This window comes from Streptomyces sp. HUAS 15-9, from assembly GCF_025642155.1.
Classification (GTDB): domain Bacteria; phylum Actinomycetota; class Actinomycetes; order Streptomycetales; family Streptomycetaceae; genus Streptomyces.
The window spans coordinates 3672319-3688280 of sequence record NZ_CP106798.1; the positions used below are offsets into that span (position 1 = coordinate 3672319).

Genomic DNA, 15962 nt, shown 5'->3' on the forward strand with positions numbered 1-15962 from the left:
ATCGACGGAATTTCTGGCATTCGAGGGTGATGAGCGGTACGTGAACGGCCCCGCCCCTGAGCAGGGGCGGGGCCGTCGAACGGGGGGCGCGCGATCAGCCGCCCGCGCTGAACGCGACCGCCAGGTACTCCTTGCCGTACGCGGAGTTCGTCTTGTGGGCGAAGACCGCCGACATGTAGAGGTGCCCCTGGGAGTAGAGGATCTCCGCGTAGTCCGGCAGCATGCTGGTCTCCGCGTCCCTCACGTCCCGGTCGGCCGGGTTCTCCAGCAGCTTGGTCTCCTTGAAGGAGCCGCCGTCGATGCTGACGATCTGGCCGCCCTTGTCGTAGGGCGGGCGCTTGTACGCGATCAGGTTGCCGCCGTCCATGCGCAGCGGGGTGATCGTGTAGCCGTCGCCGGCGTCGGCGCGCTGGCCGGTCTGCTTGCCGGTGCCGAGGTCGAACGCCACGACCTCGTTGGTCTTGCTGTAGTCGCCCTTGCCGTCGTGTTCCTCGGTCGGCACGTACAGCTTGTCGTTGCCGACCACGATCTCCTTGCAGTACTCGATGCGGGAGATGCCGTCGCAGCGGCCGCCGTAGGAGTCGCCGGGCGCGTTGATCCTGGCGCGCAGCCGGCCGGTCTTGTCGTCGATGGAGAAGTAGTCCGAGATGCCGCTGCCGTCGCCCGCGCTGTCGCCGACGTCGGCGGCCACCACCAGCGGGTTCGTCGAGACGATGCTGGCGTACTCGATGCCCGAGGTCATCTTGTACTCGGAGATCACCTTGCCCGACTTGGGGTCGATGGTCTGGATGTGCAGCTGGCGGTTGTCGTACTGACCGCACTTGCGCACGGCCACCAGCTTGTCGCCGCCGCCGTACCCGGCGTCGTAGCAGGTGTCGGTCGGCTTCGGCTGCCAGAGCACCTTGCCGGAGTCGATGTCGAAGGCGGCGCCGCCATTGGTGCTGCCGACCGCGACTGTTCGCTGGGCGACCGTCACATTGTCGAAGTTGATCGGGTAGTCACCGGACTTGGCCGTCTTCGTCCACAGCTTCTTGCCCGCGTCGAGGTCGATGGCCGCGACCTGGCTGCAGCCCGCGGAGGAGCTCTTCGCGGGCATCTTCGGCTGGAAGGTGATCGCCGTCAGATTGTCCGAGGTGACGTGGGTGGTCGCGTTGCACACGGGGCCGGGCAGGTCGATCGTCCACAGCTTGCTGCCGCTGTCGGGGTCGTAGCCGACGATCTGGGCGATGCCGCTCTTGGCGTACACCTTGTCGGTGAGCCAGGAGCCGGTGGTGACGACCGTGTCGTCCGCCTCGGGCAGCGGGACCTTGAAGCTGATCTTGGAGGCGGGGTCGGAGGGCACCTTCTCCTTGCCGCCCGAGGTCGTGCCCCCGCCGCCGCCGTTGTCGCCCTTGCCGTTCTTGCCGCCGGTGGTGCCGCCGGAGCTCGCGGTGTCGTGCTTCTTGCCGTCGTCGCCGGACGACTTCGCGTACCAGATGCCGCCGCCGACGATGAGGGCGATCACGACGAGGGCCGAGACGATGATGACGAGCGAGGAGTTGACCTTCCGCCCGCCCCCGCCCGGCGCCCCGGGCTGCGGCTGGAGCGGCATGGTGGGCTGGCCCGGGTAGCCGTAACCGGGCTGCTGTCCATAGCCCGGCTGCTGCCCGTAACCGGGCTGCTGTCCATACGCGTTGGGCTGGGTGTACGGGTTCGGCGGCTGGGCGGGGTAGCCGTAGCCCGGGGGCGTCTGGGGGGCGCCCTGCGGGGCCTGGGGGTATCCATAGCCGGGCGGCGGCGGAGGCGGCGTCTGCGGGGCCTGCTGCGGATAGCCGTAGCCCGGCTCCGGCGCCTTCTGGAGACCCGGCGGAGTCGGCGGGGTGGCCGGCGGCGTGGCCGGAGGGGTCTGCGGGGTGGCCTGCGGCGGCGTGGGCGTCGCGGGCGGCGTCGCGGGCGTTTGGTCCTGGGGCGGGCCGAAACCCCCCTGCTGCGGGGGCTGGTTGGGCGGCGGGGGCGGCGGCTGGGTCATGACAGATGTACCTCGGAAGGACGGGGACGGAGGAGAAGCGGGGTAGGGACCGGGCTCACTTGCCGAAGGCAAGCATCAGCTTCTCCTTCGTGTCGTCGTTGCCGTTGAGCCGGGTGGACGAGATGTAGAAGCGTCCGTCGGCCCAGTCGATCGCTCCGTCGAAGAAGCCGTCCTCGATCTCCGCGGTGCCCTGCGGGTTCTGCAGCAGTTTCGTCGTGGTGTGGGCGGTGCCGGTGGTGGGGATCGACACGACCTGGCCGCCCGCGTCGTACGACGGGTGGACGTAGGCCACGAGTTGGCCGCCCTCGACCTTGACGGGCGTCATCGACTCGTCCGCCGGGGACTTCACACGCCACGCGGCCTTGCCGGTGGCCAGGCTGATCGCGACGATCTCGTTGGCGCCGCTGGTGGAGTCGGTGGGCAGATAGAGGTTGTTCGCGTCGGCGGCCACGCCCTGGCAGCCCTGGAGGTCGCGTTCGAGGATCGCCCAGCCGCACTGCGGGGCGAACTTCTCGTCGACCTTGACCTCGGAGCGGAACTTGCCGGCGCTGGTGAAGGTGGAGATGTTCCAGGCCTTCTTGTCCTCGTTGGTCAGATAGACCACGAGCGGGTCGACGGAATAGGTCCGCGCGACCGTCCAGCCCTTCTTCACCGGCTGGGTCCACCGGGCCTTGCCGGTGACCGGGTCGAGCTCCTGGATCTCGTCGTGCTCGTTGCTGCCGGTGGCGTCGCAGGAGGCCACGGAGATCAGCCGATTCGTGCCGCCCGCGAACGCGGTCGGGAAGCAGTCGGTGCCGTACCGCTTCTTGTCGAACAGCTTCTTGCCGCTGGCGAGGTCGTACGCCGTGCCCGACTGCGAGCGGCCCACCATCAGCGTCTTGCCCGCGATGGTCAGCTCCAGGCTGAGCGTGCTGTCGAACAGCGCGCCGTCGGCGACCGTGGCGCTCCAGCCCTTCTTGCCGGTGTCGAGGTCGATCTGCTGAAGCTGGTTGCACTTGGCGCGGTCGCTGGTGCCGCTCATGTACGCCACGACGACCTTGTCGTCGGCCGACTTCACCGGGGTGACGGCGCAGATCTTCTGCGCGAAGGTGATCGGGGACCAGGCCGGGTCGCCGTTGCCGACGCGGTAGGCGAAGACCTGCTTGTACGCCGCCTTCACCGCCGTGCTGCCGGTGATCCACATACCGGGGGCGTCGGCGCCGGAACCGGGCGCGTCCGGAGCGGTCTTGTACCAGAGCACTTTGGCCTCGCCGGGCTTACGGCCCTCGTTGAGGTTCTCCGGGTCCGAGCCGCCGTCGCCGCTGCCGTCACCGGGGTTGACCGGGTCGGCAGTGCCCGTGGGCTTGGAGTCGCCGCTCTGCTGGGCGATGGGCTTCTTCTTGTTGCCGTCGTCGCCACTGGCCACGTAGATGCCCACGCCGACGACCAGCAGCGCCGCCACCGCGGCCGCGGTGATCACGGCGGGCTTCCCCTTGAACGGGTTCTTCGAGCCGCCGGGCGGCGGGGTGCCGGGCGCGCCGGGGAACTGCGGCTGCTGCGGGTAGCCGTAACCGGGCTGCTGTCCGTACGGCCCCGGCTGCTGCGGCTGCCCGTATCCGCCGGGGGCGCCATAGGGACCGGGCTGCCCGTACGGGCCGGGCTGCTGCGGGTAGCCGTAGCCCGGCTGCGGCTGCTGCGGTTGCTGGGGCGGCTGGGCCGGCGGAGGCGGGGACGCCGGAGTGCCCTGGGGGGCGCCGAAACCTCCCTGCGCGGGCGGCGTCTGCGCGGGTGGCGTCTGCGGGGGCCCGAAGCCGCCGCCCTGTGGCGGCTGGTCCTGCGGCACTCCGAAACCACCCTGCTGCGGCGCCTGGTTGGGCGGCTGAGTCATCAGCGCTCTCCCCCTCGTTCACTGATTTTTAGCCACGCCCTGAGGTTCGTGACGGACCCAAGGTCGTACTCAGAAAGTTCTCAGACGGCTCTTTCTATCACCCGGTACAGACAGCACACGGGGCCGTGCCCACCCCTGTTCCCAAGGGAGGACCGGCCCGTGATGCCGTCGTTATGCGCCTTCACGCCCCCTTCACGCAGCGCACGCGCCCCCTGCGCCCGAGAGATGAAAGGTCAGGCGTCCTCCGCCAGTTCCAGCCACCGCAGCTCCAGGTCCTCCCGCTCGCCCGCCAAGTCCCGCAGCTGCGCATCCAGTTCGGCGACCTTCGCGAAGTCTGTTGCGTTCTCGGCGATTTGCGCGTGCAGCTTGGCCTCCTTCTCGGAGATCCTGTCCAGCTGGCGCTCGATCTTCTGGAGTTCCTTCTTGGCGGCGCGCTGGTCGGCGGCGCTCTTCTCCGCGGCGGCGGCCCTGGGTGCCGCGGCGGCGGCCGAGGCGGCGACCGCCTCCTCCATCCGCTGCCGCCGCTCCAGGTACTCGTCGATGCCGCGCGGCAGCATCCGCAGGGTGGCGTCGCCGAGGAGGGCGAACACCCGGTCGGTGGTGCGCTCGACGAAGAAACGGTCGTGGGAGATGACGATCATCGAGCCGGGCCAGCCGTCGAGGACGTCCTCGAGCTGGGTGAGGGTCTCGATGTCGAGGTCGTTGGTGGGCTCGTCGAGGAAGAGGACGTTCGGCTCGTCCATCAGCAGCCGCAGCAGCTGCAGGCGGCGGCGCTCACCGCCGGACAGGTCCCCCACCGGCGTCCACTGCTTCTCCTTGTTGAAGCCGAACGTCTCGCACAGCTGTCCGGCCGTCATCTCGCGCCCCTTGCCGAGATCGACGCGCTCGCGCACCCGCTGCACCGCCTCCAGGACCCGCAGGTTCGGGTCGAGTTCGCCGACCTCCTGGGACAGATAGGCGAGCTTGACGGTCTTGCCGACGGTGACCCGGCCGCCCGCGGGCTGCGCCTCCCCTTCCGTCCACGCCGCGTCGGCCATGGCGCGCAGCAGCGAGGTCTTGCCGGCGCCGTTCACGCCGACCAGGCCGATGCGGTCGCCGGGGCCGAGCTGCCAGGTGACGTGCTTGAGCAGCACCTTGGGTCCGGCCTGGATGCTCACGTCCTCCAGGTCGAAGACGGTCTTGCCGAGCCGCGAGGAGGCGAACTTCATCAACTCGCTGGTGTCGCGCGGCGGCGGCACGTCCTTGATCAGCTCGTTGGCGGCCTCGACGCGGAAGCGCGGCTTGGAGGTACGGGCGGGCGCGCCGCGGCGCAGCCAGGCCAGCTCCTTCCTGACGAGGTTCTGCCGCTTGGTCTCCTCGGTGGCGGCGATGCGCTCGCGCTCGGCGCGGGCGAAGACGTAGTCGGAGTAGCCGCCCTCGTACTCGTAGACATCACCGCGCTGGACGTCCCACATGCGGGTGCACACCTGGTCGAGGAACCACCGGTCGTGCGTCACGCACACGAGCGCGGAGCGGCGGCTTCGCAGATGCCGGGCCAGCCAGGAGATGCCCTCGACGTCGAGGTGGTTGGTGGGCTCGTCGAGGACGAGCAGGTCCTGCTCCTCGATGAGCAGCTTGGCGAGCGCGATGCGCCGCCGCTCACCACCGGACAGCGGCCCGATGACGGTGTCCAGCCCCTTCGGGAAGCCGGGCAGGTCGAGCCCGCCGAACAGCCCGGTCAGTACGTCCCTGACCTTGGCGTTCCCGGCCCACTCGTGGTCCGCCATGTCACCGATGACCTCGTGGCGGACGGTGGCGGCCGGATCGAGGGAGTCGTGCTGGGTGAGCACGCCGAGCCGCAGACCGCCCGAGTGGGTGACCCGCCCGGTGTCGGCCTCCTCCAGCTTGGCGAGCATCCGGATGAGGGTGGTCTTGCCGTCGCCGTTGCGCCCGACGACCCCGATGCGGTCCCCTTCGGACACCCCGAGCGAGACACCGTCCAGCAGCGCACGGGTGCCGTACACCTTGCTGACGTTCTCGACATTGACCAGGTTGACGGCCATTTCACTCCTGCGCAGGGGGGTCGGTCAGCCTTCTAGCCTAGGGCCTGCGGGGGTGGGGGCGGGGAGCGAGGGGGTTGTCACTCTTTGTGATGACGTGATCGGGATGCGGCGGCTACGGTGGAGGACAGGCACCAGGATCTTGTCCATGGGAGGAACCATGACAGCCCAGCCCGCAGAGCAGTCCGGATGGCGCATGCCCCCGCTGGACGGCTACACCGTGGACGACCTGCTCACACTGCCTGATCTCCCGCCGCACACCGAGTTGATCGACGGGAGCCTGGTCCTCGTGAGTCCGCAGCGCTACTTTCACTTCGCCGCGATCGACCTGCTGGCCAGCGGCCTGCGCCGCACTGTGCCTCCCGAATTGAAGGTCGTCCGCGAAATGACCGTAGTGCTGGACCGGCGCAACGGACCCGAGCCGGACATCTCGGTGATCAGGGCCGCCGCCAAGACCGGGCCGGAACAGACGTACTTCGAGGGAAAGGACGTCGTACTCGCCGTCGAGGTCGTCTCCCCGGAATCCGAAGCCCGCGATCGGCTCACCAAGACACACAAATACGCAGAGGCGGGCATCCGGTACTACTGGCTGGTGGAAATGGCCGGGGCCGAGAAGCATCCGGCGGTCGAGGTCTTCGAGCTGTCGGAGACCAGGGGCACGGGCTTGTACCGCTCGATCGGCACGTACCGCGACCGCGTCAAGGTCGACAAGCCCTACACCATCGACATCGACCTGACCGCCATCGACGAACTCTGAGCGGACCCCGCCCTCAGAGCACCGTCGCCCCCGCCGCAGGCCCCGTAGCCACCCGTACCGACCTGCACGTCCCCGACGTCCGCAGCGCCTGCGCGACCTTCTCCGCCGACTCGGCATCGCGGGCGAGGAACGCGGTGGTCGGGCCCGAACCCGAGACGAGGGCCGTGAGCGCGCCCGCCCCGCGGCCCGCGGCGAGCGTGTCGGCCAGCTCCGGGAACAGAGACAGCGCGGCCGGCTGGAGGTCGTTGGAGGTGGTGGCCGCGAGAGCGTCGGGGTCGCCCTTGGCGAGAGCGTCGAGGAGGTCCCCCGAGGCCACGGGCTCGGGGATGTCGAGTCCCTCGCCGAGCCGGTCGAACTCACGGAACACCGCCGGGGTCGACAGCCCGCGGTCGGCCATCGCGAACACCCAGTGGAAGGTGCCGCCGACCTCCAGGGCCGTCAGCTGTTCCCCGCGCCCGGTGCCCAGGGCCGCGCCGCCCACCAGGCCGAAGGGTACGTCGCTGCCCAACTCGGCGCAGATGGCGAGGAGTTCGGCACGGGAGGCGCCCGTACCCCACAGCGCGTTGCAGGCGAGCAGCGCGCCCGCGCCGTCCGCGCTGCCGCCCGCCATACCGCCGGCGACCGGGATGTCCTTGTCGATGTGGATGTGCACGGCCGGTTCGATGCCCCGCCGCGCGGCGAGCGCGATCGCCGCGCGCGCCGCGAGGTTGGTGCGGTCCAGGGGGACCTGGTCCGCGTCCGGTCCCTCGCAGGTGACGCGCAGCTCCTGAGCCGGGGTGACCGTGACCTCGTCGTACAGCCCGACCGCGAGGAAGACATTGGCCAGGTCGTGGAACCCGTCCGGCCGCGCGGCACCCACGGCGAGCTGGACGTTGACCTTGGCCGGAACCCGTACCGTGACGCTCACTTGGCAGACTCCTTGTGCTCGGCGATCCGCGCGAACTCCTCGACCGTCAGCGACTCCCCGCGTGCCTGCGGCGAGATGCCGGCGGCGACGAGGGCGGCCTCGGCGGCCGCGGCGGAGCCCGCCCAGCCGGCGAGCGCGGCCCGCAGGGTCTTGCGCCGTTGTGCGAACGCCGCGTCGACGACGGCGAAGACCTCGCGCTTGGAGGCGGTGGTCTTGATCGGCTCTGCCCGCCGGACCAGGGAGACGAGCCCGCTGTCGACGTTGGGCGCGGGCCAGAAGACATTGCGGCCGATGGCCCCGGCCCGCTTCACCTCGGCGTACCAGTTGGCCTTGACGGAGGGCACGCCGTACACCTTCGAACCGGGCGCGGCGGCGAGCCGGTCGGCGACCTCCGACTGCACCATCACCAGCGTCCGCTCGATGCCGGGGAAGGTGTCGAGCATGTGCAGCAGCACCGGGACGGCCACGTTGTAGGGCAGGTTCGCGACGAGGGCCGTGGGGGCGGGGCCGGGCAGTTCGGCGATGTGCATCGCGTCGGAGTGGACCAGCGCGAACCGGTCCGCGCGCTCCGGCATGCGCGCCGCGATCGTCGAGGGCAGCGCGGCGGCCAGGACGTCGTCGATCTCGACGGCGGTGACGTGGTCGGCGACCTCCAGCAGCGCGAGGGTGAGGGAGCCGAGCCCCGGGCCGACCTCGACGACCACGTCGTCGGGGCGGACCTCGGCGGTACGGACGATCCGGCGGACGGTGTTCGCGTCGATCACGAAGTTCTGGCCGCGCTGCTTGGTGGGCCGCACGCCCAGCGCTGCCGCGAGCTCACGGATGTCGGCGGGGCCGAGGAGGGCGTCTGGGGTGGGGCTGCTCACGGGACAAGGGTACGGGGGTGCGGCCGCCGGGATCGCCAGGGTGCCCCGGGCCACGGCCCCTAGCCGCGCAGCCGGTCCCCGCAGTGCGGCCAGGGGCTGGTCCCCCGCTGCACGTACAGCTTCTTCGCTCTGAACGTCTGTTCGTCCTCCGACGCGTCCTGCGGGCGTCCCTTGCCGCCGAGACTGTGCCAGGTGCGGGAGTCGAACTGGTAGAGGCCGCCGTACGTCCCCGACGGGTCCACCGCGTGGGGCCGGCCGCCGGACTCGCACTCCGCGAGGCCGTCCCAGTCCAGGTCGTCGGCGTCCTGCACGGACGGCGGATGCGGCCGCGAGCCCACCTTCACGACCTGGGTGCGCGGCTCGCGCACGACCTCGGACTGCTCCAGGCGCGGCTTCTGCCGGACCCCGTTGACGGTCCGCACGAGGTAGGCGACCCGCCGCAGCCCCGGCTGCCCGGCCCGCTCGACGACCTCCGTGCCCCGGAACAGCGCGGGGTCGACGGTGCGTGCCACGTCGAACGGGATCGCCTCCTCGCGGACCTCCTGGGCTCCGGTCACCCGCAGCACGGTCACCGTCTGCCCGTCCCGCGGGAAGCTGTCGGGCGGGACGGACGTGGTGTCCTCTCCGCGCAGGGTGACCCCGGCCTCCTCGACGGCCTCAAGGACGGTCGCCGCGTTGGTGCGGATGACCCGGGCCCGGCCGTCCGCCATGATCGTGACGGCCCGTTCGGTGCGTACGTCGAGCGTGAGCCCGGCGCGTCCGATGGGCCGGGAGCGCGAGGCCGAGAGGTACGCGCCCTCGGCGCGCACGCCCAGCTGTGCGAGCACCTCGTCCACGGTGCGCGCCGTCGTCCACACCTCACGCCGTTGGCCGTCGAGGGTGAGCCACAGGGGGCGCCCGTAGTGCACCTCGACCCCGTCGCCGCTGGCGAGCGCCGTGCCGGGAGCGGGCACCACCAGGTCGTGCGCGCCGACGCGCACACCCTCCTGGGCGAGCAGTTCGGTCACGTCGTCGGCGAAGGTGTGCAGCGTGCGCGGCTTGCCGTCGACGGTGAGCTCGACCGCCTTGTCCTTGGCGACGAACGCGGTGGTGCCGCCGGCGAGGAACGCGACGACCAGGGCCTGCGGCACCAGTCGGCGCACGGTGGACTCCGACCGAGCGGCGGAACGTGCCCGGCGCCGCCGCGCGGCTCGCCCGTGCGTCCGGGGCAGCACCTGCCGTTCGTAGGAGGGCCGGTAGGTGTCCTCGTACGGAGAGGCCTGGTACGGAGGGGCCTCGTACATCCCGTAGGGCAGCGTCTCCGCGGTGTGCACCAAGGGGTCGGGGCCGTACGTCTCGTACTGCGACTTGCTCACGCACGCTCCAGGGAGCCAGAGGGGTCCGGATCGGGCCCCCAGAACCTAGCGGAGCGGGCGTTACTCTCCAAAGTCGTTCGATTACGGACTGTTGCCCACCGAACGCACGATCAGTAGCCGAAGGCGCGGGCCGCGTTCGCCCCCAGGGCGGTCGCCAGCGCGTCCTCGTCGATACCGCGCACGGCGGCCATCGCGCGCACGGTGACCGGAACGAGATACGGGGCGTTGGGCCGTCCGCGGTACGGCGCAGGCGTCAGGAAGGGCGCGTCGGTCTCCACGAGGACCAGTTCCAGCGGGGCGACGACGAGGGCGTCGCGGAGGTTCTGGGCGTTCTTGAAGGTGACGTTCCCGGCGAAGGACATGTAGTAGCCCTCGCGTGCGCACACCTCGGCCATCTCGGCGTCGCCCGAGTAGCAGTGGAAGACGGTGCGCTCGGGCGCGCCCTCCTCCTTGAGGACGCGCAGGACGTCGGCGTGGGCGTCGCGGTCATGGATGACCAGCGCCTTGCCGTGCCGCTTGGCGATCTCGATGTGGGCACGGAAGGACCGCTCCTGGGCCGCCTTGCCCTCGGGCCCGGTGCGGAAGTGGTCCAGGCCTGTCTCGCCGACGCCCTTGACCTGGGGCAGAGCGGCCAGCCGGTCGATCTCGGCCAGCGCCTCGTCCAGCGCCGCGTCGCCGCCGGGCTCGCGCGCGCCCTGCCGCGACCAGCCGTCCGGGTCGCCGTGGACGATGCGCGGGGCCTCGTTGGGGTGCAGGGCGACGGTCGCGTGGACGCTGTCGTACGCCTCCGCCGTCTGAGCGGCCCACCGCGAGCCCTTGATGTCGCAGCCGACCTGGACGACCGTCGTCACTCCCACCGACGCGGCCTTGGCGAGGCCTTCCTCGACGGTGCCGGACTGCATGTCGAGGTGGGTGTGGGAGTCGGCGACGGGCACCCGGAGCGGCTCCGGGAGCGGCGGCGCCGCGTTCTTGTCGGCGTTCGAAGGCATGCCCCGATCCTACGAAAGGGGCATGCCGCCTCGGCCGGGCGAGGGGTTCAGCTCGCCCTGCGGTGGAACGGATGCAGGAGATCGGACAGATGCCAGTGGTGGTGCTCCTCGGCCTGCGCGGGCGCCTCGGGCGTCTCGGCCGCGGCCTCGGGCGGCGTCCCGTGCGGGTGCGGCCGCGCCGCGCTGCGAACCGACGAGACCTGCCCCGGCCGCATGATCCGTACGACGTGGCCGTCGCAGTTCTGGCAGCTGGGCCGGCTCAGCGGGGACGGGACGACGGTGCCGTTCGCCACGTACGTGACGAACTCATGGCCGTCGGCGTCCGTGTGGTGCTCTATCGCGTACGACTGCTCCCAGCCGTGCCCGCATCGCATACAGGCGAAGGAATACGACTCGTGAACGACTGCGCTCGCCGTACCGCGGAGGCCGGTCTGCCCTGCGATCTCACTCATGCCAGCTCCTCGGGTCCGCTGGACAAAGGGACGGGTGCGTCCCTTCGACCAGTGGACGCCTTCACCGACGCGAACGCACCCGGCCTGTCGAGTGTTGGAGGCGATTTGGACTTTCCTTGCCATACCGGCCCTGGGTACCGGGTCTGGGCTTTGCCTTCCGCAACTACCCTTTGCCCACACATGGGGCGCGCGCTCATGGGAGAAGCAGCCTGCTCAGAGGGGATGTGAGCCCGGTGTGAGCCCCTTCACGACGCCTGCGCGTTCTTCGCCGCGACGACCGCGTCGAACACCTCCCGCTTGGGCAGCCCCGCCTCCGCGGCCACCGCGGCGATCGCCTCCTTGCGCCGCTCGCCCGCCTCCTCGCGCACCCGCACCCGGCGCACCAGTTCCTCGGCGCCGAGCTCCTCGGGGCCGCGCTCGGGGGCGCCCTCGACGACGACGGTGATCTCGCCGCGCACACCCTCCGCGGCCCAGGCGGCCAGCTCGGCGAGCGGTCCGCGCCGTACCTCTTCGTACGTCTTGGTCAGCTCCCGGCACACGGCGGCACGCCGCTCGACGCCGAACACCTCGGTCATCGCGGCGAGGGTGTCGTCGAGGCGGTGCGGGGCCTCGAAGTAGACGAGGGTGCGCCGCTCCTCGGCGACCTCGCGCAGCCGGGAGAGCCGTTCGCCCGCCTTGCGCGGCAGGAACCCCTCGAAGCAGAACCGGTCGACGGGCAGCCCGGACAGCGCGAGAGCGGTGAGCACGGCGGACGGTCCGGGCACCGCGGTGACATGGATCTCCTTCTCGACGGCCGCGGCGACCAGCCGGTAGCCGGGGTCGGAGACCGACGGCATGCCGGCGTCCGTGACGAGGAGCACACGCGCCCCGCCGAGCAGCTCCTCGACCAGCTCGGGCGTGCGGGCCGACTCGTTGCCCTCGAAGTACGACACCACACGGCCCTTGGGCGTCACACCCAGCGCCTGCGTCAGCCGGCGCAGCCGCCGGGTGTCCTCGGCGGCGACGACGTCCGCGCCGGCCAGCTCCTGCGCGAGCCGGGGCGGCGCGTCCGCGATGTCGCCGATGGGGGTGCCCGCCAAAACAAGGGTTCCAGTCACGCTCCCCATCCTCCCAGGGCCCGGGGAAACGCAACGCACACCAACCGAGACGCCCATGCGCGGGACTCACACAGAACGTTTCCCTACGATGGCGCGGTGACCAGTACCGCGTCCTCCACGGACACCCGGCAGGGCCAGGCACCGCACGATCAGCGACCGTCGTGGCAGCAACGGCTGCGCCGTTTCGGCTACCCGGCGGGGCACAGAGGCGGCGATGTCCTCGACCGGCTGGTGCCGCCGTACGTGGAGCCCAGCCCGCGGCTGTGGCTGGTCCTGGGCGTGCCGCGGACGCTGGCCGAGCGGATCAGCCGCTGGTCGGGCTGGGGCGGTCCGCTGCTGGTGACGCTGATGGCGGGCCTGATGCGGTTCTGGCACCTGGGCAGCCCGAAAGCGGTGATATTCGACGAGACGTACTACGCCAAGGACGCCTGGGCGCTCGTCCACCGCGGCTTCGAGGTCAACTGGGACAAGAACGCCAACGACCTGATCCTGCAGAAGGCGGGGCATGTCGGCATCCCGTCGGACGCGGCCTATGTCGTGCATCCGCCGGTCGGCAAGTACGTCATCGGACTCGGCGAGCTGATCTTCGGGTTCAACCCGTTCGGCTGGCGGTTCATGACGGCGCTGCTGGGCACGCTGAGCGTGCTGCTGCTGTGCCGGATCGGGCGCCGTATCTTCCGCTCGACGTTCCTCGGCTGTCTGGCCGGCGCGCTGATGGCGGTGGACGGGCTGCACTTCGTGATGAGCCGCACCTCGCTGCTCGACGGCGTGCTGATGTTCTTCGTGCTCGCTGCCTTCGGCTGCCTGGTCATCGACCGGGACAGGGCACGCGCGAGACTGGCCGCCGCGCTCCCGGTCGACGCGGACGGCCGGGCCCGGCCCGACGCGTACATCGCGAGGACCACGTGGCTGGGGCTGCGCCCCTGGCGCTGGGCGGCGGCCGTGTCGATGGGGCTCGCGATCGGCACGAAGTGGAACGGCCTGTACTTCCTGGCCGCGTTCATCGTGATGACCATCCTGTGGGACGTCGGCGCACGCAAGGTGGCGGGTGCCGACCGCCGGCTCTCCGTCGTGTTCGTGGCCGAGTCGCTCATCGCGTGGTGCGCGATGTCCACTGTCGCCGTCGCCGTCTACCTGACCTCCTGGATCGGCTGGATCCTCTCCCCGACCGACGGCACCGGCGGCTATTTCCGCAACTGGGCGGCCACCGACGGCAAGGGCGGCATGTGGGCCTCCCAGCCCGACTGGCTGCGCAGCCTGTGGCACTACGAGCACGAGGTGTACAAGTTCCACATCGGCCTGTCGTCCCCGCACACGTACCAGTCGAACCCGTGGAGCTGGATCGTCCTGGGCCGCCCGGTCTCGTACTTCTACGAGTCGCCCTCGCCCGGCGCGGACGGCTGCCCGGCGGACGCGGGCCAGAAGTGCGCCCGTGAGGTCCTCGCCATCGGCACACCGGTGCTGTGGTGGGCGGCCTGCTTCGCGATCCTCTACGTCCTGTGGCGCTGGGCCTTCCGCCGCGACTGGCGCGCGGGCGCCATCGCCTGCGGCATCGTGGCCGGTTACCTCCCCTGGTTCATGTACCAGGAGCGCACGATCTTCCTCTTCTACGCGGTCGTCTTCGTCCCGTTCCTGTGTCTGGCGGTGGCCATGCTGATCGGCGCGATCATCGGCCCACCCGGCTCCAGCGACACCCGCCGCGTGATCGGCACGGCGGCCGCGGGCGTCCTGGTCCTGCTGATCGCCTGGAACTTCATCTACTTCTGGCCGCTCTACACCGGCACAGCCCTCCCCATCGATTCCTGGCGTTCACGTATGTGGCTGGATACCTGGGTCTGAGTCACGCTTCTGATCTCCGTTCGGACAATATCCGAAAACAATCCTCACAGTTCCCTCTTGTGCCACCTACAGTTCGAGGACTGGAACGGGGGACGGGGGAGGGGATTCCGGCATGCGCAAGGGGGTCAAGGTCACTGTCGTGGGCGGGGTGTTCGCCGCGCTGGTGGGCGGGGCCGGGTACGGGGCGTACAACGTTCTGTCCACGCTCAGCGGGGACGGGGCAGCGGGCGGGAGCTCGGTGCGGACCGGGCCGCCCACCGGTGACGAGGTGCGGGACACCACGCGGAAGTTCTTCGCGGCCTGGGAGAAGGGGCAGGCGGCGACGGCCGCGTCGTACACGAACAACGCCGAGGCCGCGGGCACGCTGCTGACGGCCTACGGCGAGGACGCGCACATCACCAAGGTGAGCATCACGCCCGGCACGGCGACCGGCGCGACCGTGCCCTTCACGGTCCGGGCGACGGTGTCGTACGACGGGAAGTCCAAGCCGCTCGACTACGAGAGCGAGTTGACCGTGGTGCGCGGCGAGACGACGCACCGGCCGCTCGTCGACTGGCAGCCGTCCGTCGTCCATCCGAAGCTGAAGCAGGGCGACACGCTGGTCACCGGCGATTCGGCAAGCCCCGCCATCGAGGCCGTGGACCGCGACGGCAAGGTCCTGACGAAGGAGAAGTACCCGTCCCTGGGCCCCATCCTGGACGAGCTGCGCAGCCGCTACGGCGAGAAGGCGGGCGGCACACCCGGCATCGAGCTGGCCATCCGGCACCAGGGCGAGGGAGCCGCCGACACGACCCTGCTGACCCTGGCCAAGGGCAGGGCGGGCCGGCTGCCGACGACGCTCAGCGCGAGCGCGCAGGCGGCGGCCGAGACGGCGGTGACCAAGTACGCCGAGTCCTCGGTGGTGGCCGTGAAGCCCAGCACCGGTGAGGTGCTGGCGGTCGCCAACCACCGTGACGACGGGTTCGACGCGGCGTTCCTCGGCACGCTGGCGCCCGGCTCCACGATGAAGATCGTCAGCGCGGCGACGCTCATCGACAACGGGATCACGACGGCGACCGGCCCGGCGCCCTGCCCGCCGACCGCCACCTGGCAGAGCCAGACCTTCAGCAACCTCAAGGGCCTGGCCCCGGACGAGCACGCCACGCTCTCCGACAGCTTCGCCCGCTCCTGCAACACGGCGTTCGTGAAGTACGCGGACGAGGTGAAGGTCGACTCCCTCACCAAGGAGGCCGAGCAGCGCTTCGGGCTCGGGCAGGGCAACTGGAAGGTCGGCATACCCTCCTTCGACGGCCGCGTCCCCGCCTCCGGCGGCCCGGACACGGCCGCCAACATGATCGGTCAGGGCCAGGTGCAGCTGAGCCCGCTGAACCTGGCCTCGGTGACGGCGACCGCGATGACGGGCACCTTCCGGCAGCCGGTGATCGTCGCGCGGAAGCTGGACGACCGCGAGCTGGCCACGGCCCGGGGCCTCACGGCCGGCACGGTCCAGCAGCTGCGCTCGATGATGAACCGCACCGCGGTCAGCGGCACCGCGGCCGGTGTGATGCGCGGCCTGAGCGGCAGCATCGGCGCGAAGACCGGCTCCGCGGAGGTCGACGGACAGACCAGGTCCAACAGCTGGTTCACCGGATACCGCAATGACGTCGCGGCCGCGGCCATGACCCAGGACGGCGGCCACGGCATCGACGCGGCCGGGCCGATTGTCGCAGCTGTGCTACGGACGGGAGGCTGAAGTCACCCGTAAAGGAAGGGACTCTAGGGTGTGTGGTGTCGTTGGGGAGTGTGA

12 protein-coding genes are annotated in these 15962 nt (G+C 70.8%); 3 read left to right on the forward strand and 9 right to left on the reverse strand.

The annotated features are described in order from the left end of the window. Positions 1–94: 94 nt before the first annotated feature. The 3 genes from N8I87_RS16755 to N8I87_RS16765 form a co-directional block, all read right to left on the reverse strand. Positions 95–2008 (reverse strand): outer membrane protein assembly factor BamB family protein, encoded by a 1914-nt coding sequence (locus N8I87_RS16755; RefSeq protein WP_263209650.1) that lies wholly within the window; start codon positions 2006–2008, stop codon positions 95–97. Positions 2009–2063: 55 nt separating this feature from the next. Then, on the reverse strand, positions 2064–3875 hold the full coding sequence (locus N8I87_RS16760; protein ID WP_263209651.1) for an outer membrane protein assembly factor BamB family protein: 1812 nt from the start codon (positions 3873–3875) through the stop codon (positions 2064–2066). Between the two features lie 233 nt (positions 3876–4108). Beyond that, a complete protein-coding gene (locus N8I87_RS16765; RefSeq protein WP_263209653.1) occupies positions 4109–5917 on the reverse strand; it encodes an ABC-F family ATP-binding cassette domain-containing protein in 1809 nt (602 codons plus the stop codon). A gap of 157 nt (positions 5918–6074) precedes the next feature. Here N8I87_RS16765 and N8I87_RS16770 point away from each other — a divergent pair, with 157 nt between their 5' ends. Continuing rightward, a complete protein-coding gene (locus tag N8I87_RS16770; protein WP_263209655.1) occupies positions 6075–6671 on the forward strand; it encodes a Uma2 family endonuclease in 597 nt (198 codons plus the stop codon). Between the two features lie 13 nt (positions 6672–6684). On the opposite strand, the gene N8I87_RS16775 is transcribed toward N8I87_RS16770, so the two are convergent. The 6 genes from N8I87_RS16775 to rsmI all read right to left on the reverse strand — a co-directional run bounded on the left by N8I87_RS16775 (position 6685) and on the right by rsmI (position 12337). Then, entirely contained in the window at positions 6685–7578 is an 894-nt protein-coding gene (locus N8I87_RS16775; RefSeq protein ID WP_263209657.1) for a 4-(cytidine 5'-diphospho)-2-C-methyl-D-erythritol kinase, read from the reverse strand. Further along, the gene (rsmA, locus tag N8I87_RS16780; RefSeq protein WP_263209658.1) at positions 7575–8444 is read right to left on the reverse strand and encodes a 16S rRNA (adenine(1518)-N(6)/adenine(1519)-N(6))-dimethyltransferase RsmA; all 870 of its coding nucleotides are present in this window, start codon (positions 8442–8444) and stop codon (positions 7575–7577) included. Before rsmA ends, N8I87_RS16775 begins: the two co-directional genes overlap by 4 nt. A gap of 59 nt (positions 8445–8503) precedes the next feature. Beyond that, the gene (locus N8I87_RS16785) at positions 8504–9799 is read right to left on the reverse strand and encodes a resuscitation-promoting factor (protein WP_263209659.1); all 1296 of its coding nucleotides are present in this window, start codon (positions 9797–9799) and stop codon (positions 8504–8506) included. 110 nt (positions 9800–9909) lie between these two features. Then, on the reverse strand, positions 9910–10788 hold the full coding sequence (locus tag N8I87_RS16790) for a TatD family hydrolase (RefSeq protein ID WP_263209661.1): 879 nt from the start codon (positions 10786–10788) through the stop codon (positions 9910–9912). Positions 10789–10835: 47 nt separating this feature from the next. Beyond that, positions 10836–11240, reverse strand: coding sequence for a hypothetical protein (locus N8I87_RS16795; protein ID WP_263209663.1), 405 nt, complete (start codon positions 11238–11240; stop codon positions 10836–10838). Positions 11241–11485: 245 nt separating this feature from the next. Further along, positions 11486–12337, reverse strand: a complete 852-nt coding sequence (gene rsmI / locus N8I87_RS16800) for a 16S rRNA (cytidine(1402)-2'-O)-methyltransferase (protein ID WP_263209665.1) — start codon at positions 12335–12337, stop codon at positions 11486–11488. A gap of 96 nt (positions 12338–12433) precedes the next feature. Here rsmI and N8I87_RS16805 point away from each other — a divergent pair, with 96 nt between their 5' ends. Together N8I87_RS16805 and N8I87_RS16810 are read left to right on the forward strand one after the other, a co-directional pair. Beyond that, positions 12434–14176, forward strand: coding sequence for a dolichyl-phosphate-mannose--protein mannosyltransferase (locus tag N8I87_RS16805; RefSeq protein WP_263209667.1), 1743 nt, complete (start codon positions 12434–12436; stop codon positions 14174–14176). 112 nt (positions 14177–14288) lie between these two features. Further along, positions 14289–15908 (forward strand): penicillin-binding transpeptidase domain-containing protein, encoded by a 1620-nt coding sequence (locus N8I87_RS16810; RefSeq protein ID WP_263209669.1) that lies wholly within the window; start codon positions 14289–14291, stop codon positions 15906–15908. Positions 15909–15962: the final 54 nt, after the last annotated feature.